General features: G+C 39.5%; 17 protein-coding genes. 8 read left to right on the forward strand and 9 right to left on the reverse strand.

The window, feature by feature from the left end; genetic code table 11:
* The first annotated feature begins 243 nt into the window (after positions 1 to 243).
* Positions 244 to 1,542, forward strand: coding sequence for an MATE family efflux transporter (locus K322_RS0117730; protein WP_026628081.1), 1,299 nt, complete (start codon positions 244 to 246; stop codon positions 1,540 to 1,542).
* On the opposite strand, the gene mtgA is transcribed toward K322_RS0117730, so the two are convergent.
* The 6 genes from mtgA to K322_RS0117760 form a co-directional block, all read right to left on the reverse strand.
* Positions 1,535 to 2,218: a monofunctional biosynthetic peptidoglycan transglycosylase gene (mtgA, locus tag K322_RS0117735; RefSeq protein ID WP_035332538.1), complete on the reverse strand. Its 684-nt coding sequence runs from the start codon at positions 2,216 to 2,218 to the stop codon at positions 1,535 to 1,537. The genes K322_RS0117730 and mtgA overlap by 8 nt on opposite strands.
* A gap of 112 nt (positions 2,219 to 2,330) precedes the next feature.
* On the reverse strand, positions 2,331 to 3,482 hold the full coding sequence (locus K322_RS0117740; RefSeq protein ID WP_026628083.1) for a porin: 1,152 nt from the start codon (positions 3,480 to 3,482) through the stop codon (positions 2,331 to 2,333).
* Positions 3,483 to 3,736: 254 nt separating this feature from the next.
* Positions 3,737 to 4,588: a phosphatidate cytidylyltransferase gene (locus tag K322_RS0117745; protein WP_246037457.1), complete on the reverse strand. Its 852-nt coding sequence runs from the start codon at positions 4,586 to 4,588 to the stop codon at positions 3,737 to 3,739.
* A gap of 100 nt (positions 4,589 to 4,688) precedes the next feature.
* Positions 4,689 to 6,737, reverse strand: coding sequence for an ATP-dependent zinc metalloprotease FtsH (gene ftsH, locus K322_RS0117750; RefSeq protein WP_026628085.1), 2,049 nt, complete (start codon positions 6,735 to 6,737; stop codon positions 4,689 to 4,691).
* A gap of 233 nt (positions 6,738 to 6,970) precedes the next feature.
* Positions 6,971 to 7,330, reverse strand: coding sequence for a ribosome silencing factor (gene rsfS / locus K322_RS0117755; protein WP_026628086.1), 360 nt, complete (start codon positions 7,328 to 7,330; stop codon positions 6,971 to 6,973).
* Between the two features lie 559 nt (positions 7,331 to 7,889).
* A complete protein-coding gene (locus tag K322_RS0117760) occupies positions 7,890 to 9,320 on the reverse strand; it encodes a CCA tRNA nucleotidyltransferase (RefSeq protein WP_026628087.1) in 1,431 nt (476 codons plus the stop codon).
* A 116-nt stretch (positions 9,321 to 9,436) separates the two neighbouring features.
* Between K322_RS0117760 and K322_RS20000 the strand changes: the two genes are divergently transcribed.
* Positions 9,437 to 10,297 carry a hypothetical protein gene (locus K322_RS20000; protein WP_051290960.1) on the forward strand — a complete coding sequence of 287 codons (861 nt, stop codon included), beginning with the start codon at positions 9,437 to 9,439 and terminating at the stop codon, positions 10,295 to 10,297.
* A 13-nt stretch (positions 10,298 to 10,310) separates the two neighbouring features.
* Here the strand turns inward: K322_RS20000 and miaA are convergent, their stop codons facing one another.
* The gene (gene miaA, locus K322_RS0117770) at positions 10,311 to 11,228 is read right to left on the reverse strand and encodes a tRNA (adenosine(37)-N6)-dimethylallyltransferase MiaA (protein ID WP_026628088.1); all 918 of its coding nucleotides are present in this window, start codon (positions 11,226 to 11,228) and stop codon (positions 10,311 to 10,313) included.
* Between the two features lie 267 nt (positions 11,229 to 11,495).
* Between miaA and K322_RS0117775 the strand changes: the two genes are divergently transcribed.
* The 6 genes from K322_RS0117775 to K322_RS0117800 all read left to right on the forward strand — a co-directional run bounded on the left by K322_RS0117775 (position 11,496) and on the right by K322_RS0117800 (position 15,594).
* Positions 11,496 to 11,906, forward strand: a complete 411-nt coding sequence (locus K322_RS0117775) for a DoxX family protein (protein ID WP_026628089.1) — start codon at positions 11,496 to 11,498, stop codon at positions 11,904 to 11,906.
* A gap of 28 nt (positions 11,907 to 11,934) precedes the next feature.
* Positions 11,935 to 12,513, forward strand: coding sequence for a YceI family protein (locus K322_RS0117780; RefSeq protein WP_026628090.1), 579 nt, complete (start codon positions 11,935 to 11,937; stop codon positions 12,511 to 12,513).
* Between the two features lie 37 nt (positions 12,514 to 12,550).
* A complete protein-coding gene (locus tag K322_RS0117785) occupies positions 12,551 to 13,069 on the forward strand; it encodes an NAD(P)H-dependent oxidoreductase (protein ID WP_026628091.1) in 519 nt (172 codons plus the stop codon).
* Positions 13,070 to 13,148: 79 nt separating this feature from the next.
* Entirely contained in the window at positions 13,149 to 13,601 is a 453-nt protein-coding gene (locus K322_RS20005; RefSeq protein WP_051290961.1) for a hypothetical protein, read from the forward strand.
* 187 nt (positions 13,602 to 13,788) lie between these two features.
* Positions 13,789 to 15,174, forward strand: coding sequence for an NAD-dependent succinate-semialdehyde dehydrogenase (locus K322_RS0117795; protein ID WP_035332540.1), 1,386 nt, complete (start codon positions 13,789 to 13,791; stop codon positions 15,172 to 15,174).
* Positions 15,175 to 15,234: 60 nt separating this feature from the next.
* Positions 15,235 to 15,594, forward strand: coding sequence for a winged helix-turn-helix transcriptional regulator (locus K322_RS0117800; RefSeq protein ID WP_026628093.1), 360 nt, complete (start codon positions 15,235 to 15,237; stop codon positions 15,592 to 15,594).
* A gap of 132 nt (positions 15,595 to 15,726) precedes the next feature.
* On the opposite strand, the gene K322_RS0117805 is transcribed toward K322_RS0117800, so the two are convergent.
* Complete coding sequence (locus tag K322_RS0117805) at positions 15,727 to 18,432, reverse strand: alpha-L-rhamnosidase (RefSeq protein ID WP_035332542.1); 2,706 nt, start codon at positions 18,430 to 18,432, stop codon at positions 15,727 to 15,729.
* Between the two features lie 50 nt (positions 18,433 to 18,482).
* Entirely contained in the window at positions 18,483 to 21,785 is a 3,303-nt protein-coding gene (locus K322_RS0117810; RefSeq protein ID WP_221407016.1) for a glycosyl hydrolase, read from the reverse strand.
* Positions 21,786 to 21,858: the final 73 nt, after the last annotated feature.

A 21,858-nucleotide genomic window follows, 5' to 3' on the forward strand; every position in this document is an offset into this window, starting at 1 on the left:
GAGAAAAGGGAAAAGTTGGCACCTCAGAAAGTACATTCTTGTTGTAACCTTTGTTACCTTTTCGGAAAAGAACCACGAACCCCTAAAGGGGATTTTCGGGTGGTGGCTAAATCCCTTTTAAGAGACAGAGGGGCAAAAAGCATCATCCGAAAAGTGAGTGTAAAGTGTGTTACTTTTGTAACCTTTTTGATGTTGCTTGAAATTGTTAATTGATGACTGATTTTTCTAATTACCTTTGTCCGTATGAATAAAGCTATTTTACGACTGGCGATTCCCAATATAATATCTAATATAACCGTACCCTTGCTTAGTATGGTAGATATGTCTATTGTCGGGCATCTCGATAAAGAAATATTTATAAGTGCCATTGCTATTGCCGTCATCATATTTAACTTTATGTATTGGAGTTTTTCCTTTCTGCGTATGGGAACGAGCGGTTTTACTGCTCAGGCTTACGGTGCTGGTAACAGTACGGAAACGGGTGTCATTTTATTGCGTTCTTTATTGATTGCTTTTTCTGCGGGAGTGCTGATCGTAGTGTTGCAATATCCTATTTTCGAAATATTCTTTAGAGTGGTTAATGCCGAACAGGAGCTTAAAATTTATGCAGCCGATTATTTCTATATATATGTTTGGGCTGCTCCGGCCGTACTTGGTATGTACGCTTTTGCGGGGTGGTATGTAGGAATGCAGGATGCCCGTACGCCGATGGTGATTGCTATTGCTGTAAATGTTATCAATATATCACTGAGCCTTTTGTTTGTTTATGTATTCAATATGCAGCTCAGGGGTGTTGCTCTGGGATCGGCTTTGGCTCAGTTATCGGGGTTTTTATTGTCTTTCGCTATCTGGTTCTTTAAGTATAAGAATATCAGGTTGACATTGGATTACAAGCGGCTGAAAGACTGGTCTTCTTATCTTCCCTTTTTTCGGGTTAATGCCGATATATTCATCAGGACACTATTACTTATAGCGGTTACTACGTTTTTTACATCTATATCAGCAAGAATGGGTGCTATCGTTTTAGCTGCAAACGCATTATTGATGCAGTTATTTACATTGTTCTCTTATATAATGGATGGATTTGCTTATGCAGCAGAAGCCCTAACAGGTCGTTTTGTCGGAGCGAAGCAATATTTGCAGCTTAATAGAATGATTCGGAATGTCTTTCTTTGGGGATTGTGTTTCGTTGCGTTGTTTACACTCGGATATGGACTGTTCACAGAGTCTATTTTAGGTATTCTCACCGATAAATCGGAAGTTATTGCTGTTTGTGAAGAATACCGTATGTGGATACTGATTGTGCCGATAGCAGGTTTTTCTGCTTTTCTTTGGGACGGGATATTTATCGGAGCGACTGCGTCACGTCAAATGAGGAATTCGATGTTCGTGGCAGCCGGATGTTTCTTTGTTATTTATTATTCTTTACAATCCCATTTGGGGAATAATGCTCTTTGGCTGGCCTTTATCGTATATCTGTCTATGCGTGGAGTGATGCAGGCGATACTGTATCGAACCAAGATAAAACAGACTCTTATCTGAAATCGACAGGGTCTATCTTTTTCATCAAGCTGAGTATCTTGTATTTTCTCTTTTGGACATATGCCGAAGGTTTCGCCGAGTTAAATCTCTTTGGGTTGGGTAATGTGGCGGCAATAAGGGCGCACTGTTCCGCTGTAAGTTTGCTTGCCGGTTTGTTGAAGTGTTTTTGGGCTACAGCTTCTGCCCCATAAATATTTTCGCCCATCTCTATTGAATTGAGATAGACCTCCATGATGCGCTCTTTGCCCCAGATCAGCTCAATTAATACAGTGTAATAGGCTTCTAATCCTTTTCGGATAAAAGATCTGCCTTGCCACAAGAATACATTCTTTGCAGTTTGCTGACTTATGGTGCTGGCTCCACGCAATCGTTTGCCTTTTTTGTCGGCATCTTCCTGAGCCTTTGCTATTTGCTTGAAATCGAATCCGGAGTGATCAATGAACAGGTTGTCTTCTGAAGCTACAACCGCTTGAGGGAGGTGTTTGGATATCTTTTCGATAGGAACCCATTTGTGTTCGCATTCCACGCTTCCTTTATCGAACAGTTGGCTTAGGTTGTTCGATATCATCAGAGGAGTATAATAAACAGGGATAAATTTTAGGATAAGAACTTGTACTATGCTGAATACGAATAGACATATAACAATGTTCCGTATCCATTTTAAAGCCTTTTTCATTTGTATAACCTATTGGAGATCTTTTTTTTCTTAAAAAAATGCATCATACTTCAGATCCTATTGTACAGATCTCAAATATGATGCAAAAGTAATAATTTATACGTTGATTCGATTAAAAAACGATTTGCATTTGTGCATATACAGTATTACTGTCTTCTGCACCCCATTTTTTAGAATAGTTCGAATGGATGTAGTTTAATTGGAATCTGCATTGAGGGAAGAAATAGTAGTTTAACCCCAAGGTATAATCCATCACTTCACTGTTGATAGCTTTGTTGTTATTGTAATAATCGACTTTAGCTACAGCATTGAATTTTTTAGGAGCAAAATAGTATAGCAGCGAGCCGTACACTCCTTCACGGTCTATACCTCCGTCATTTCCTTTGAACCATTCGGCACGGGCTGTCAATCGGTCTGTTTGGTAGTCTGAACTGATACCCCAGCGGTTTCTTACATGGTCGGCAGTTGTAATTCCACCATCGTTTGAATATGTGGCCTGTCCGAAATAAGCTCCGGCTCCTACTCTGAAGCCTTTTATGGGCTGTAATAGCAGAGTTCCGGCAAAGTCCTTAGTATTATTTTGTTCGCGGGTAGTGATCCCCGATCCCTGAAATACACCGAGTGAATATTGGATCAGATCGTGATTACCCATTGGTGCTAATGATCCGGATGCCTGAATACCGATGTCACGACCGCCATTGTTTCTGTTGTTCTGTTTTTTCATCACATCATCGCCCATGCTTACTAAACTGGAGATTGTTCGGGAATACATTACGGTTTCCAGATTAGTGAGGCTGATTTGATTTTCTAAAGAGAAAGGTACTTTAAACTGTCCGGCTCTGATGTTGAATTGTTTTGTAGGTGTCCAATCCAAATATAATTCATGTAAAAGCGGATCGACTAGTTCAGCCATAATAAAGTAGCTTATGCTGTTGGTAAGTTTTCCGTTCATATGAAGAAACGCTACACGGGGTTCAAAATCGTGTTTTACATTCGATACATCGCTGTATTTGTACATCAATAAGCCATAGCCGCCAAATTTCATATACGGTGTATTGAATGCATCTCTGACCTTGTCTACTTTCTGAGACAAGGATACAGGTTGAGATTGTTTGTTGTTTTCTTTGGCTATTTCATCAGCTTCCTGCTGAGTAAGGACTTGTTTGTCGACAAGCTTCTTAAGTAAGGCGTTGTCGTCATTCTTTTGTCCGAATACACACATTGCAGACAAAAGTAGGGCTCCTGATAGTAGTAATTTTTTCATGGTCTGAGTTTTTACGTCAAAAATAAAGAATTTTTTTAAGTAAGAATAAGCGGTTGTCTTCGATTTCTTTGAGTGTTATTTTAAGTGTTATTCAGATGTTGATCATTTAAAGCAGCACCGTTTATCCTAATATCATAGGTTTCTAAATTAGTGAAAAAATGCGAAAATATATAAATATATATATAAAATCTATCTGTTTGTAAATCTGTTATTTGTTTAGCTGAGGTCTTATAAGCCTTACCTGTTGAAAAAAGTCAGGAGTGAATGATATAGAAAACAAGTTCGAGATATACAAATTGTGCAGGAATCGAGAATATGACGCTGTCTATTCTGTCTAGAATACCTCCGTGCCCGGGAAGAAGGTCTCCTGAGTCCTTTACATCAAGGGTTCGTTTCATCAGAGATTCGATAAGGTCTCCTAAAGTTCCGGCAGAGATCATTATGACAGCAAATCCAATCCATGCCCATAATGGGAGCTCAGTATAGAATTGAGCATAAATAATGGCTGCGACTATTGAGAATAATGCTCCTCCGATGAACCCCTCCCATGATTTTTTAGGAGAGACACGTTCAAATAACCTATGTTTGCCGAAAAGAGAACCTGTGAGATAGGCAAACGAATCATTAACCCAAATGAATATGAATAGAGCTAACAACAGCGCATGGTGATAAGAGCCTGTCAATCCTTTGTATCCGAAAGCCAGAAAGTTCAGCAGCGATAAGGGGATGGCGATATACATTTGTCCTAATACTGCATACGCAAGTGATAAAATAGGATTTGGGTGTTTGGCATATAATTCAGACACAAAAAGTATCAGAAGATAGATAGCATATGGCACTAAAAGTATAAGTGAATGGCTCGTAGATGAAAAGAAGAAGTATGCACTGATAAACAGGCATAACCCTCCTATTGTATTTAGTATTTTATTTAGTGGTGTTTTACCGGCTTTGCTGAGCAGTCCGTAAAATTCATAGAGAGCCAAAGACGTAATGATTGAAAATACAATCAGGAAAGTATATTGGTTGAAGAGGATACCGCCCATTAGTAAGCAAATGAATATTACTCCGGTAAAAATGCGCGTTCCTAGATTCTTTAGATTTAGCACCTGTTTTATGATTTTAGCAGAAAAGCACCTGCTTAATTTTAGAATACTGCAAATATAATGAAAAAGGTATAGTTTATGAACTATACCTTTTCAGTTAATTTTATTCTGATTGATCTTCTGAAGCCAAGAGGGGGGAGCCCGGCTGTGATACATCCGGTTCCGATATCTGATTCTCAGACTCTTTAGGTTTATCCGCCTGTTTGGGAGGTTCCTGTTGGTGCTCGGCTTCTTTCAGTATTTCTTCCGAACGAGAAATCCATTGACGCTGACCGAATATCTCTTTGAGGTTATCGGAGAATATGACTTCTTTTTCGAGAAGAAGATCTGCCAACTTATTATGTCCTTCGGCATGTTCGCGTAATAGGCTTTTGGCTCTTTCGTATTGAGTATTGATCATTTCCTGAACTTCTTTGTCTATGATCAACGCAGTCTCTTCGCTATAGGGTTTTGTAAATCCATATCCCTGGCCTGTAGAATCATAAAAACATACGTTTGGAATATTCGGACTCATACCCATGTACGAGATCATTGCATAGGCTTGTTTGGTGACACGCTCAAGGTCATTCATTGCACCGGACGATATTTGACCTATAAATACTTCTTCTGCAGCACGTCCTCCCAATAAGGCACAAAGCTCATCAAGCATTTGTTCCTTGGTTGTGATCTGTCTTTCTTCGGGCAGATACCAGGCTGCACCCAATGCTTTACCACGTGGCACGATTGTAACCTTAACCAACGGATCGGCATGTTCAAGAAACCAGCTTAGAGTAGCGTGCCCAGCTTCGTGTATCGCTATTGTTTTACGTTCGTTGAGGGTTGTTACTTTACTTTTCTTTTCAAGTCCCCCTACAATGCGGTCAATCGCACTTGTGAAATCACTCTCGGTAACAACTTTCTTATGATTACGAGCTGCAATCAAAGCCGCTTCATTACATACATTCGCAATGTCTGCTCCTGAAAATCCGGGAGTCTGGCGGGCTAAAAACTCGATATCAGCACTGTCGTCTATTTTGATCGGACGTAAGTGTACTTTGAATATTTGTTTACGGTCGTTTAGGTCCGGCAGGTCAACATAGATCTGACGGTCGAAACGTCCAGCACGAAGTAAGGCTTTATCCAGAATATCGGCACGGTTTGTAGCTGCAAGAACTATTACACCGCTGTTAGTTCCGAAACCATCCATTTCTGTCAAAAGCTGATTCAGTGTATTCTCGCGCTCGTCATTCGATCCCATATTCGGATTCTTACCACGGGCACGTCCTATCGCATCTATTTCGTCAATGAAAATGATACAAGGCGCTTTTTCTTTCGCTTGTTTAAATAAGTCTCTTACACGTGATGCTCCAACTCCCACAAACATTTCTACGAAGTCAGATCCAGACATAGAAAAGAATGGTACATCAGCTTCGCCTGCAACGGCTTTTGCCAACAAGGTTTTACCTGTTCCCGGAGGGCCAACAAGCAATGCTCCTTTGGGTATTTTAGCCCCGATTTCGGTATAACGTGACGCATTGCGCAGAAACTCTACCATTTCTTCGAGTTCTTCTTTTGCTTCGGCTAATCCGGCTACATCTTTAAATGTAATTTTAGCATCCGATCCTTTGTCGTATAACTGTGCTTTGGATTTTCCTACGCTGAATACACCGCCTCCGCCTCCGGAACCACCTCCCGACATACGGCGCATAATGTATATCCAGATACCGATAAGAACGATAAAAGGAAGAAAGCCTACGAGCAAATCAGTAAAATCCGATCCGGTTTCGTAACTTACATCTATCTTGTATTTATTAGTAGCGATAACTTTATCGTAAAAATCCGAAAATTTATCAGCCGATGGTATGCTTACTATGATAGAAGGATCACTGCCAACCTTTGATGGTTCCTGGTTGAACACACGTTGTACCGAATCTTTCCGTATATACGCCTGCAAGGAATTCTTCTTATTGTAAACCACAATACGCTCAACACAATTCTCTTCGGTGTATTTTTGGAAGTCAGACCAGCCGACTTCTTTTACCATTGCGTTTTGCGAAAAGAAGTATATTCCGATAATAGAAGCTAGAAGAATGATATATATCCAATAGCTCGAAACAGGTATTTTAGGACCTTTACCTTTTGATAAAGGATTTTTATTGTTTCTATTTTCCATATAATGAAGGTCGCAGACCTTTTTTGTTATCTATTTCCAATTCAAAATAAGGCCTCAGACCTTTTTGTTGATTTTGCAAGCATAACAGCAACAGTTGGTTATCGCTTGAATGCATTATTAAATACTTTCTGTCACTTAATATGATACTTCTGAAAAGTAACAGAAATTAAAATCCCTGAACTTTAATTCTGTTTATTCATAACATTTTAATGTTTTGATTGTTCAGCCCTGAACTAATCTATATCAGGAATCTGCTCCAATTTAGCATCCGCCCATAGGTGTTCCAGATCATAGAATTCACGAAGTTCAGGTATAAAGATATGAACAATTACTGTGCCATAGTCTATACCAACCCATCTGGCTTCACGCATTCCATCCATTGTGATAGGTCTTTCGTTCGATTTTTTCTTGAGACTGTCAACTACCTCATCTGCAATGGCAGAGACTTGTATTGGGGTATTACCTTCGCAAATAACAAAATATTTGCAGATAGCACCGGGCAGTTCGGACAAATCGACAGTTACAATATTTTTTGCTTTTCGATCTTGACATGCAGCCACAATATGATTCACCAGGTTTTTTTCTTCGTTCATTATTTCTTTTGATCTATTTTATATAAATATATTTTATGGTCGCAGAGTTATCCATGTCTCAGTTTATAGATAAAACATGTTGATCTGCGATTTTTGTCTGTTGATTTTTAACATTCAACTTTCAACCGTTTTTTATTTATTCAAAACTTACTGTTGTTCAATTGTCTTAACAACTATTGCTCTGAGACTTTTCCGATTTGCAAAGATAACGGTTTTTTTATTTTAGAAGACGCAAAACAGTTATATGAGATTTTATTGTCTGATCTTTTTTCAGAAGTTTTAGATGTTTCTTAAGGTATATCTAAAAAAAGACTAACGCATAAAAAGGTGACAAAAGTAACAAGTGAAATGTATTTTTCGGTTTATTGCTTTTTTCAACCATTATCTTTTTTACTTCTAGATCGGCTGCACGTTTTTTAGGTTATTTCAAAAAAGGTAACAAAGGTAACAGCAAAATCAGTTATCCGTTATCAGTCTTTATTTTCTAATTATCGAATTTTCATGTCGGGACACTGTTTTTCTTATAGATAAAAAATATAAGTGAAGACAACCAATGATTCTATTTTAACGGTTTTAAACCCAAAGACGCTGCTTTTTTTAATAAATACTGATAGGCCGGCTCGTATTCGTTGGGTATGATTCCGTCTAAGATAGCATCTTTTATAGATGATTTGAGACGTCCTACCTCAGCGCACGGAGACAGACCGAATATTTCCATGATTTCTTCACCACCGATAGGCGGTTGAAAATTCCGGACGTGGTCTTTTTCTTCAATATCCTTCATCTTTTGACGGACAATCTGAAAGTTTTTGAGAAAACGGCGTACTTTATCCTGATTTTTGGAGGTTATATCAGCCTCGCAGAGAATCATCAGGTCTTCAATATCGTCTCCGGCTTCGAATAATAATCTTCTTACCGCCGAATCGGTTACCTCTTCTTCGACAAGAGTCACCGGACGCATATGCAGACCGACTAGTTTCTGTACATATTTCATTTTTTCGTTCAAAGGGAGTTTCATCCTGCGGAAAATACCCGGAATCATTTTTTCTCCGATAAAATTGTGATTGTGGAATGTCCATCCAAGGCGTGGATCCCAGCGTTTGGTAGCAGGTTTGGCAATATCGTGTAATATAGCAGCCCAACGCAACCACAGATTTTCGGTTTTGCGTGAGATATTATCAAGAACAGTCAATGTATGATAAAAATTATCTTTATGCCCCACACCGTCTTTTGTCTCAGCACCTTTCAGCGCAACTAATTCAGGGAAGATAATTTCAAGTAATCCTGTCTGATCCAGAAGCAGAAAACCCACAGAAGGCTTAGGAGATAAGACTATTTTGTTGAGTTCATCGATAATCCGTTCTTTGGATACTATCTCTATTCGTTCTTTATTGCGGGCAATAGCATCAAATGTCGTATGTTCTATATCGAAACCTAATTGGCTCGAAAAGCGTATACCCCGCATCATACGAAGCGGGTCGTCACTGAATGTTATGTCGGGATCGAGTGGGGTGCGTATGATGCAACGTTCAAGGTCTTCCAATCCGCCAAACGGATCGAGAAGTTCTCCGAATCTCTGTTTGTTGAGGCATACAGCCAATGCATTTATGGTGAAGTCTCTCCTGTTCTGGTCATCTTCGAGAGTTCCATCTTCAACAAAGGGTTTGCGCGAGCCTCTTTCGTAGGACTCACGGCGAGCCCCTACAAACTCTACTTCTATATTCTTATATTTTATCTGAGCTGTTCCGAAATTATGGAATACCGATAGTTTTGTGCCTTTACCTAGTTTATCCGCAACAGCTTTCGCCAGATCAATGCCTTTGCCTACGGTTACCACATCTATATCTTTTGATGGGCGGTACAGGAATATGTCACGCACGTATCCGCCTATCGCATAGCACTCGAGATTCATGCTGTCGGCAGTTTCACTGATTATATCGAATATTTTTCCGGAGAAGTACCGTTCTATTTTTTCTTGGTCTAAATACATCTTAAGTTTCTTATCTACAAAAAGCAGCAAGGCTTTAAATTTCTCGCAAAAATACAACAATCCGACTTATAAGCTGTAAAATAATGCTATTTTTGTAAAAACAGAATTCTGGGATTATGAAGAAATATATATGTATACTAGCCTCTGTGAGCGGGTTGCTGATGTTTAACTCGTGTCAGGAAAAGACAAATGAAGAAGCTGTTAAATATCTGGCTGAAACGAAATCATTGTACGAAAAAGGTGCTTATCAGGAAGCGTTGGGCAGAATTGACAGTATTCAGGCTTTATTTCCGAAAGCTTTCCCCGAAATAAAAGAAGCATTGACACTTAAACAGGATGTGAGAAAAGCATTCGATACAAAGCAGATTACCGATTGCGACTCATTAATGGCTGTGTACCAACCAAAAATTGATTCGGTTAAAAAGCTTTTTGTATATCAGAAAGACAAGGAGGATACTAAAGGTGTTTTTATCCCTAAAGCAGTATCTTCTCCATTGTTAACTTCAACTATGCTGCGTGCAGGAGTTCAGGAAGAAGGCCCTATGTATATAGAAAGTGTTTATATCGGAGGGCAATATCATAATACTATTCAGGTAAAAGCGAAAGATGGTTCTGTTGCAGAGACAAAACCGATTGATGATGAAGGCCTCAACTTCCGTTTCAGCCATATGGGGAGACAATATGAAGTTATAAAAGCGGCTCAGTTTCACGATAACGGGCTGGCCGGATTCATTGTTGCCAATGCCTCACAGCCTATGACTGTAACACTGAAAGGAAAAAATACAACTTCGTTTGGTTTATCGAATATCCACAAAAAGGCAATAACGGACTCATATACTTTATCTAAACTTCTGCTGACTCAGGACAGCCTGATGGGTGCTAAAGATAAAGCAACATTGCGGATCAAATATGTTGATGAGCAGAAACAAAAAGCCGAAGCTCTTAAAATTGAACAAGAAAAACAAAAATCGAAATAACGGGTTCAATAAATTATTCCGAAAGCAGTCTTTTAACAAGGGCTGCTTTTTCTTTGTCGGGTAATGTTCCGTCTATCCATCTGATTTGTAGTCCCCGTTTTTCCATGCCCCTGAACCAAGTCATCTGGCGTTTAGCAAACTGATGAATTGCAATCTCAAGTTGAGAGAACATTTCTTTATAGCTTAGTTCTTTTATCAGGTATTGAGTCACAAATTTATATTCCAATCCGTAATAAAGCAGGTTTTCAGCGGATATTCCCTTGTCGAGCAATCCTTGTACCTCTTCTATCATTCCTTCTTTCAAGCGGGTTTTCAGACGGCGGGTGATACGTTCACGGCGAAGTTCCCTATCTACATCTACTCCAAGTATCAGGCTGTTTATCGGCGGATATTCGTTGCAGTCTGTCGGGTTTGCCTTTTTATATTCTTCTATTTCGATTGCTCTGATGGCACGTTGAGCTGTGTCTACGTCTGTAGAATTGTGCAGGTCTTTATATGAGGTCAGTATCGTTGTTAACTCTTCGAGGTTTTTACCTTCAAGCTTTTTTCTCAGCTCTTTATTTTCTGGTACATTAATGAGGTTGTATCCTTTTAATACCGATTCGATATATAGTCCCGATCCTCCGCAAAGGACAGGCAACCTGTCTTTTGCCCGAATGTTGGTGTATGCATCGTGAAAGTCGTGCTGGTACTCAAATATATTATATTTATATCCTGCGTCTTTGATATCTATCAGATGATACTTTACAGGATTCCCCTCGACAATATAATCATCAAGGTCTTTACCTGTACCGATATCCATGCCACGGTACACTTGCCGGGAGTCTCCGCTTATAATCTCGGTTTCCAGCTCGTATGCCAAACGGCAGGCAAAAGACGTTTTGCCGGAAGCCGTAGGGCCCAGTATCGTTATTAAGTCGTAATTGGCCATATAGATGCAAATTTACAGTTTTTAGAATAATCCACATCTTTCTTTCGAAAGAATGATGTGGATTCAAATCTATGACGGTAGAATAATTAATTGTTATATAATGTTAATCTGTGAATTTTTTTATTTCGTAACATTGTTATAATCAATAATAGTTACCTCTGTGTAAGTTTATTACACCGTGATAACTTCTTGTCAGGACAGAATAACTATAATAGATTTGCTCTCAATAATAAAGTAAGTATAAAAAAGTAACTAATGTGTATTAAGATGAAATATCTCGAAAAAAACAATGATTTAGGATTATTAATTCTGAGACTGAGTGTCGGAGGATTAATGTTATTGCACGGTATATCTAAATTGGTTCACGGAGCCGGTTTTATCGAACAGGTTGTTGAAGGGGCCGGTTTACCCACTTTTATCTCTTATGGAGTATATATAGGCGAAGTGCTTATGCCTTTACTTATAATCATCGGACTGGCAACAAGAGGTGCTGCTTTGATTTTCGCCTTTAATTGTTTGGTTGCAGCCTTGCTGGTACATGCTCATGAGATATTCTCACTGAACGAACAAGGTGGATGGACAGTAGAGCTGTTAGGTTTGTTCTTCTTTGGAGCAATAGTTCTGGTCTTTACCGGAGGTGGTAAATATGCGGTTAGCAATAAATATCTATGGGATTGAATTATAAACAAATAAATAAACAGGAAAAATGAAAAAGTATTTAATTTTAGCAGTATTAGCTATAAGTACCATTGCCGGTACAGCACAAACTAAGACATGGACAAATGATCCTGCACACTCTCGATTAGGTTTTGTGGTAAAACACCTTACAGTATCGGAAATTGACGGACGTTTTGCAGATTTTTCAGTAAAAGTGACCACATCAAAAGCTGATTATTCGGATGCCCAGATAGATCTGACAGCGAAAGTAGCCAGCATCAATACAGATGTAGAAGCAAGGGATACCCACTTAAAATCAGCTGATTTCTTTGATGCCGAAAAATTTCCGACTTTAACATTCAAGAGTACTTCTTTGAAGAAAGTAAGCAAAACCAAAGGTAAACTCTATGGAAATCTGACATTCCACGGTATTACTAAACCGGTAATTTTGGATGTAACTTATTTCGGTACAGTGGTGAATGCAATGAATAATGCCGAAACAGCAGGGTTCCAGATAAAAGGTGTTGTAAAAAGATCAGATTTCGACCTTGGTCCTAAGTTCCCCGAAGCTATGCTAAGCGATAATGTTCAGATTGTAGCAAATGTTGAATTTAGCCCCAATAAATAAATATTCTTAATAAACAGATTATAGTACATTCTTGACAATGAAAACAATAATAATTTTAGCTCACCCCAATATTGAGCAGTCTCATATTAATAAATCATGGATTGAAGCTTTAGCGAAAAACAATCCCGAAGTACATGTTCACAATATTTATAAAGCATACCCCGACTGGAATATAGATGTTGCTTCTGAGCAGGCTTTATTGCTCGGATATGACAGGGTTATCTTTCAATATCCTTTCCAGTGGTATAATATGCCGCCATTATTGAAAAAATGGTTAGACGATGTTTTCTTACAAGGATGGGCCTACGGAAATGGAGGCGAAAATCTTCAGGGTAAAGAATTCGGAGTTGTAATATCTACAGCCGGTATAGACGAAGTATACACAGGTTCTGTGTTTGGAAACATCTCCGATCTATTGAAACCGATGGAATCTACCGCCAAATTCGTAGGGGCAAAATATATATCACATCATGTTTTTCATGGAGCATATACTCCAGATGTGAATGACAGATTGCCAAAGAATATTGAAGAGTATCTGAAATTTATAGCTAAGTAATATACTTTAACAGAGAGAGCCGTGAGGAATTCCCTCACGGTTATTCTTATTAATAAAATGTAAGAATAGGAGGTTGAGCATGACTAATAATGTAATATCGCTTTTCATTGATTCGCAGCAGACAATACTGGCAGAGCCCGATCACAGCTTATCATTGATATTGCCTGTCGGGTATGATATTACTTCTGATAAGTACTTTAAACAAACACCTCCTGATGAGGCTCAGATAGAGGCAGCTATAATCGAAGTGGAAGATATGATTATGACTTTGGTTGCTCAGGTAAAAGCAAAGAACTATCGGTTGGAAACTTCCGACCCTAAGATACGGGAGATTGCAGGATATGTAAATATCAAAGAAAATGTACTTAGCCTGTCCGAAATGGAATCAGTCTTTTCCCGCTTTGCTGCTATTGTAATGGGAATGCCCTCATCAATGGATGTATTACCTCAGACAAAAGAGTTCGCTGCAACTTTATTAATCCTTAGGGAAATAATGCATCACTTGGGTTTCGAGAACATTTTTATAGTATAAAGTTGTTATATATAGATGTCTTATTATTCGTCTACTGTTGAACAATACTAAAAAAATAAAAAATCCAATTTGTGTTTTATACATACAATTACAGCATAAGAGTAAGGTCGCAGTTGCTTTATTCTGCTAACTGCAGAGCTTTACTCTCATTTTAGGAAAATTATTCACGAACTAAAAATGTAAGATTATGTCAAGTATTAAAACCGTAAATCCTGCAACAAATCAGGTTGAAAAAGAGTATCCGGTTATGACTGACCAACAAATTGATTTGATCTTGTCTGATGCTGATAAAGCATTTCAAAGCTGGAAAAAAACTTCATTTGCCGAAAGGGCAAAACTTTTACATAAAGTTGCTTCTATTCTGAGAGAGCGTAAAGAGGAACTGGGAAAACTTTGCTCTATCGAAATGGGGAAACTACATCGCGAAGGTATTGGTGAAGTGGAATTATCTGCAAATATTTTTGATTATTATGCCGATAATGGAGAAAAATTTTTGGCTGATGCGCCACTGGATACTCCGCAAGGTAAGGCTTTTTTAAGCTATGAACCGATTGGGGTACTTCTAAGCGTGCAACCATGGAACTTCCCCTTTTATCAGATAACACGTTCTGCTGCTCCAAATATTATGGCAGGTAATACAGTTGTGTTGAAACATGCGTCTAATGTTCCTCAGGCTGCAGAAATCATGGAAAAGATATTTGCAGAAGCAGGAGCACCCAAAGGAGTATATACAAATTTATTTGTTCCCGGTGCTAAAGTATCAGAGTTAGTGGCTGATCCCAGAGTGAAAGGAGCTTCGCTGACAGGTAGTGAGCCTGCCGGATCTAGCTTTGCATCTATGGCCGGAAAATATCTGAAAAAATCAACTTTGGAACTCGGGGGAAGTGATGCCTTTGTAGTTCTCGAAGATGCTGATCTTGACAAGGCAGTCGAAACTGCTGCTTTCGGTCGTTTGTGGAATGCCGGTCAGGTTTGTGTTTCCCCGAAACGTATTATTGTGATGGCTTCTGTAGCTGATAAATTTATCGAAAAGGCAAAAGCTATTTATGATAAAGTAGTAGTAGGAGATCCCCTTGATCCGAAAACTCAATTGGCTCCATTGAGCAGCGAAAAGGCTGTTCAGGATGTAATCAAACAGGTTGAAACAACTGTTCAGCAGGGAGCTAAGCTTGTGAGAGGAGGAAAGCGGATCGATCGTCCGGGTGCTTATATGGAACCAACTATCCTGACTGATATCAAGAAAGGTATGCTGGCTTATTCCGATGAGATATTCGGTCCTGTACTGGCTATCTATGCAGCAAAGAATGTAGATGAAGCAGTGGAATTGGCTAATGATACAAACTTCGGGTTGGGCGGTACTGTGTTTGGCACAGATACAGATAAAGCAGTGGAAGTTGCCCGTCGTATAGATACCGGTATGGTGTATATAAATCATGTGACCGGTATTGCTCCCGAATTGCCTTTCGGGGGAACAAAAAGATCAGGGTATGGACGTGAACAGTCTCCTGCCGGCATTTACGAATTTGTAAATGCAAAATTGATACGGGTTACGACTCCCGATGCTGCATATTGAGATTAATAATTGATTCGAGTTATCCGGATTATACCGGAATTTTATACATGGAGGTGAGTGATGAAACGTAACATTGAAATGACAGAATGTCCGGTACGAACTATTCTTGATAACATTTGCGGAAAGTGGGCTATTCTTATATTGGATGCTCTGGGTAATAATGGTACAATGCGGTTTAACCAAATCAGTAAATCTCTTGGTGATATTTCTCAAAAGATGTTGACCGTGACTTTACGCTCACTGGAGACTGATGGCATTATTTCCCGAAAGATGTATCCTGAAATACCTCCCAGAGTTGAATATGAACTGACTTGTTTAGGGCACGATTTATTGCCTAATGTCCGTATTATGATCAATTGGGCGGAAAGCAATAAATATCAGATATTAGATAGCCGTCAGAAATGCAGGCAGGTTAGTTAATAATAAGATATCTGCTGGATACACAATAGAAAAAGAGAGGAGCTGGATTTATGGGCTTCTCTCTTTTTTATTAGTAATGAGAATCAATAGTTGCAAATCGGCCAATTTCATTGATTCGGCTACTGATTAATATCAATCATCGATGTTACATTCAAACGTGTGATTTCCTGATCCGACCTTATGAATTTTCTTATTCGGAAGTATAATCGTTGCACCGGTGTTGACCGGAATCTCTGCTTTTAATATAAACTTGTTATTCTCTCTGGTCCAATCTACTTTTATATCTCCGTACAGATTACGGTGATGAGCTTTTACCCAGGTGAGGTCTCCTACCGGTGTCGGCTCTATTATAACATCTTTAAAGCCGAAAGCTGCAGGCTTTATTCCGGCCAGAGTTCCGAAAAACCATTCGTCTATCTGACCCATCATAAAGTGATTCCATGAAGCTCCCTTACGTGGATCCCATTGCTCGGTGAGTGTAGTTGCTCCGAACTTTAATTGAAAACCGTATCCCGGAGCATCCTCGTGGTTATGCATCAGATACATCAATTCGTTCTCGCCGTTCAGGGCTAGTGCCTGAAACAGATAACGGTTTCCAACATCTCCTGTTGTCAAACGGTTTCCGTATTTCGCGATATCGGATTTCAGATTGTTTAAGACGTCTTGTTTATATTTCGGGTCAACCAGATTCATGTAAATGGCAATCGCGTTGCAAAACTGGCTTCCCGATCCGTATTGACGGCTGTCCGGATGGAAAAATCTTTCATTGAACGCCGATTTTATATCATCCGCTAATTTAGAATAGCTTTTCTCATCTTGCGATTTGTTCAGCATCTTGGCAGCTTCTGCAACCAGATGTGCCGCATAGTAATAATGTGCAGTAGCCGATACTTCTACAGGACTATTTTTTGAGAAACCTGCGCGATGCTCACCATAGTCGTACCAGTCACCCAGTCCATGAGAGACAATGTGGTCTGTTGCCCGTGATGTCATGTGGTTTACATACCCCTTCATTGTATTATAATATTCCCTGATCAGGGTATCGTCTCCGTAAAATTTGTAATGCAGCCACGGGATCATGATTGATGCTATCCCCCATTCCGGAGAATCGTGGAAAACGTCAAGACTTTCATCAAATACGACGTATTCAGGCACGATTGTAGGAACAAACCCATTCTCGTTTTGCCTGTCTGCGATATCCCGCATTATTTTAGGGTAGAATTGGGTCAGATCCCAGTTGTAGAGCAGGCAAGGCCCCATCAGGTGGGTTTCCTCCAGCCATCCGAGTTTCTCCCGATGCGGGCAATCCATAAACACTGATTGCATATTGCTCTTAACGGCATTCTTTATTAAGATATGGGCTTTGTTGAATATCTCATTCGAGCACTCAAAACTACCGACTTCGTCTGTAGAATTATAGATAAAATCCGATTGTATACCTATTACAGACGGTTTATCGTCAGACATATTCAATATCTCGGCTCCATCGATCTGAATGTACCTGAAACCATAGAATGAAAATTGAGGATGCCATTCTTCAATCCCTTCTCCTTTCAATGTATAAGTGTAAAAATGAGGGCTGCCCGATTGTTTCTGTGACACCTTTCCGGTTTGCTCGTTCAGTTGTTCCCCCACGGTAAGTTTTACCGATTGACCTTTTTTCCCTATAACCTTTATCGCTGGAAATCCGGCGAGATTCTGTCCCATATCCAAAACGTAACTGCTGTCTATCTTCGATACTTTCTGAGCCGAAAAATGTTCACGTATACGTACACCAGTCAATTCTTGCGGGCGAAGAATGCCTTTTGGAGCGCCTTGTTCTACAACCTGTTTCCATTTTGAAGAATCAAATCCGGGCAAATTCCATCCTTCCTGCTCGCAACGGGCATCGTAGTCTTCCCCTCCGTAAATATCGTTATATACGGTAGGGCTTATATCGTATTTCCAGGTCGTGTCCGAATTAATAATATCCGAAGTTCCGTCTGTGTAATCAATTTGCATTTCGGTGAATAGGGTAGGCGGGCCGAAAGTTACCCACAGTTTACGGTAACGGTTTCCCATTGCGTTATAAAATCCGTTTCCCAGAACGACACCTATAGAGTTTAGTCCGTTTTGTAATAATGAGTCGACTTTGTAAGTATTGTAATAAACGGTTTTATCATAGTCGCTCCATACCGGAGTAAATATGTCTTTACTGACTTCTTGTCCATTTATTGACAGGTTGTAATGTCCTAATCCCGATATATGTATGATGGCTCTTTTGATTTGTTTTTCTATTCTGAATTCTTTCCTGAGCATGATGCTGCGTAGAGCCAAAGTGTCGACCTTATCGTAAATCTGTTTGTATTCTTTGTTCTTGAAGGGAGGTCCGTGAAAATCCCTTCGTCCAATCGGTAAGTTAGACTGTTCCCGGGGTATTGCTCCAATCCATTTTGATCGGCTGGCAGAAAAGTTGGGTGCTATCTCGAAAAAGGATGTTTTACTTTCTGAAGCGTTCCCTTTAGAGTCCCAAATTTTGACATTCCATGTATATGTCTGATCCGATTTTAATGTCTTTCCTCTGTAAATAACCATCTGGCTTCTTCCTGATTTTACCTTTCCCGAATTCCATATTTCACCCGATTCGGATCTTACGATAATTTGATAAGCAGTCTGATAATCTCCCTGATTTGCTGATATTAATTTCCACCCGAAGCGAGGAGATTGTACGTTGACGGCCAACGGAGTTCTCATCATTTCACATGTGAGGTCGTATACTTCCACTGAAAACGAATGGAGAGCAAATTGAAGTAAAATAAATAGTAAGGTCAACGACCTTTTTATCGAGTTTGTATACATAAAATAGCAAAGTTGATTATTGTTTTAAGTAACAGTAAGTATTTAATGTCTTATTTCCTGTATTCTGTTATTGTTACATTACCTACTAACCCGCTTTTTACCAATTTCTTTTCGGGTAAACGATAACGGGCATTTGTCCAGATTTTTTTCTTCTCATCTTTTTCTATACCGAAATCTTCATCTCCCATTATACGGTTTGCCCAAGTATTTGCAACAGTTATTTCGATATGATTTGTTCCTTCTTTCAGAGCCTTAGTTATGTCTAGTGAATAAGGCTTAGTCCATATTATTCCGCAAGATATTCCATTTACTTTAACTTCAGCTAAGTCGTATACAGCACCAAAATTTATGGTGTATTTACTGTCTTTCTGTAGCGATACCGTAAACGTATTTTTATATACAGCCTCGCCTGAATAATACTTGATGCTATCATTCGTGTTTTCAGACCAATCGGTGAGAGTCTTAAATTCAACCGCATTCTTTATACCCCTTTTAGTAGTATCGAATTGTACCGACCAAGGAGAATTAACTAAGATACTTTCTGTTTTGCGATATGCCACTGATTTATTCTCTGTTTTATCGGTCGGTGTTTGAAGGACTACGAAAACAGATTCGTTTTCATCCAAATCCAGATTAAAGACAGTTCTATTGTCTTTAATCTCCCAACTAACATCTGAGTTAATTTCGGCTGTTACAGGATTCCAAAGTTCGATGTTGCGTCCATATTCTCGTAGCGATATAGATACATTTCTCTTTTCCGCTTTCTGGTTCGATATAAAATATATATCGGCATTACTTCCTTTTCGATGAGTGAAGGCAATGTCTTTAGCATACTGATTGTTTTCGATAGCAATAAAGTCTCGAGCCACTCCCAGATTATCAAGCGTTTCATTGGTATAAGGCAATGCTATGGTTTTGTTTTTAACAAAGTTGTCCCAAACTAAATTTGTTACATTATTATTTATTCCTGTTGTTTTATCGGGCAATTCGTTTATCATGACCTTACATCCTGATTTTACCAACTCAGCAATTTTATTTGCAACCTCTTGAGACATATAATCGGCATCGGGTTGCATAGGATGTTTTCCGGGGATCACTAATACATCGTATTTTAGTCCATCGGGAAGAACTATTTTTCCTTCTTTAGCTGTTGCCAAACGAATCAGAGCATCTGCATTGAAACTGTCGTAATGATAACCTCTCAACGCATTTACCCATTGCGATGCGTCTGTAATGTTAGAAGAATGATTTACACCTACGGGCATCTGATGCGAGGGAGTACCTACATTTGCCAATCTGATTTTTTCGGCTTCCACTTTTTCTTCACCGAATAATCCTGGCAGAAATGGTACTAGTCTATCAGGAAGAATGGCTCTTCGAGGCAGCTCTTCTCCAGTAAATACAGCTATATTTACCACCGGTTTTCCATATTGAAGCAGGGCATGGCAACGAGTGGCATAGTCGACCCATGCACGTCCCAGATTCCACCATGTCTGATCTCGTTGAAAATAAAAACCGATACCATCTAGTGTCATTCCCGGTTTTCTGTCCAACCATGGATTATGTACATATACATGATAGCTTAGTTTGTTGATCCCCAAAGCATATTCCCGATCTTGTAGGCTTTTCACCATGGCAGGAGTTTCATTCCACATGGTTCGAAGTTGAGTAAATGATTCTGCCTGAATAATATTTTTACCATAGATATGAGCGCCTGATACAGCGTCTAATACATCATTGGGTTTATCGTGAGTGGGACTTTGCAGCCAAAACTCGTTCATGGGTATATCTACATGCTGATAATGCAGCATACCATCGCTGAGCATGGTTGGCGAAACATTTTCGGCACTGAATTGAATACCTCTTTCATTAACCATTATTTTCAGTTCCTTATAGAATTTATCGACAACAAGTTCTGATATGGTTTGGCGGACATCATGCAGTAGTCTTTCCGAAAAGTCAGCACTATTGATCGGTATTCCAGCCATCACGGGTAGATAAGTTACCAGATCATAGCCCCGTCTTTTCTTAAATTCTTCCTGAAATACAGGTGACCAATTCTGACTTCCGCACTCCCAACTGTCAACATGAAATACTTTAACTACACGCGATGCTAGATCTTTTCCGGCAACATCCAATGCTTTGCCGAACCATGAACTGAATTGTAACCGTATTGCTTCGGGATTGAATTTATCGCTTTCCAATCCGGAACCTTTGCCACCTGTAGCATTGGTATGCCCTGTAGAAGTATGCCCCATACGAAGTATAGTCCAATTGCCTTTGGGTGCTTTCCAATTCAGCTTTCCGTTGTTATCTGCAAATTGTGTTATGTCTATCAAGTATTTTTGGTTAATAGAAAGAGAATTAGGTATTTGATTATCGGTTGTACGAGCACTTACCCTCCATACCGATCCGTTTTTACCTTCAAATTGATTGATCCGTGCATCCGAAGACAACCGTATACCTTTTATCTTTAAAGATTGTTTCCATTTGGCAGCATCCAAGTCTTCGGATCCCGGTTCAGATCCTTCCTTGTCGTAAACGAAACGAAAATATCGGGCAGTAGTTTCAGGTACGCTGTGAGTCATTGCAAAATCTTGATTCTGCCACCCTTGTCGTGGAGGTGTGAGTTGAATGATCTTTCTAAAATGAATACCGTCATCGCTCGATTCAATCGTTAAGCGTTGTGACTGAAAGTTATTTCCCGATGCTATTACCTGTATAGTTCGGCAGGTAAAAGGGTTCTCGAATGTATACTGAATCCAACAAGAAGACTCGCTTCTGAAGTTTTCTTCATTCTTTTCGATTGCCAAAAATTGAGCATCAGTATTTGGAATACTTGTCGATACCTTTGGCTTTATATCATACGATGATACATTTTCTCCCTTCGGAGTAGGATAGGCAAAAATAGCAATGTCTTTATAATATCCTTTATAGCTTTCGGGTTGAGGGAGGGTAATGTCTATTTGTTTTCCTCCGCTTACCTGAGTGCTTTTCCATACTACTTTTTGCATCGATAGTTCAGGAGTTATCCAAGGACCTCCGGCTAATGCAAATCCGTCGCAAATATGAAATCCTATTTCAAGACCCAATCTATTGGCTTCGGTAAAGGCATGTTTAACCATCTCCCACCAAAGTGGACTTAGTTGCTCCACACTCGGAGTGAGCCAAGGTTTTTCGGGTACTCCTTTTATCGGCATCAGATAAGCACCGGCAATACCGTTTTGCTTCATGGCTTCGAGGTCGGCGGTAATTCCTTCTTTCGATACTGCTCCCTGCATCCAGTACCAGAATACCCATGGCTTAGCATCTTTTGGAGGAGCAGACCATAGCTGTTTAATATCGCCAGCCATACTATTGAATATAATTGATAGTAATAAGCTGAAGAGTATAATATGTCTTTTTACAAAAATCATAATTGATAAA

It is taken from the genome of Indolivaga capnocytophagoides DSM 22835 (assembly GCF_000426485.1).
Classification (GTDB): domain Bacteria; phylum Bacteroidota; class Bacteroidia; order Bacteroidales; family Dysgonomonadaceae; genus Dysgonomonas_A; species Dysgonomonas_A capnocytophagoides.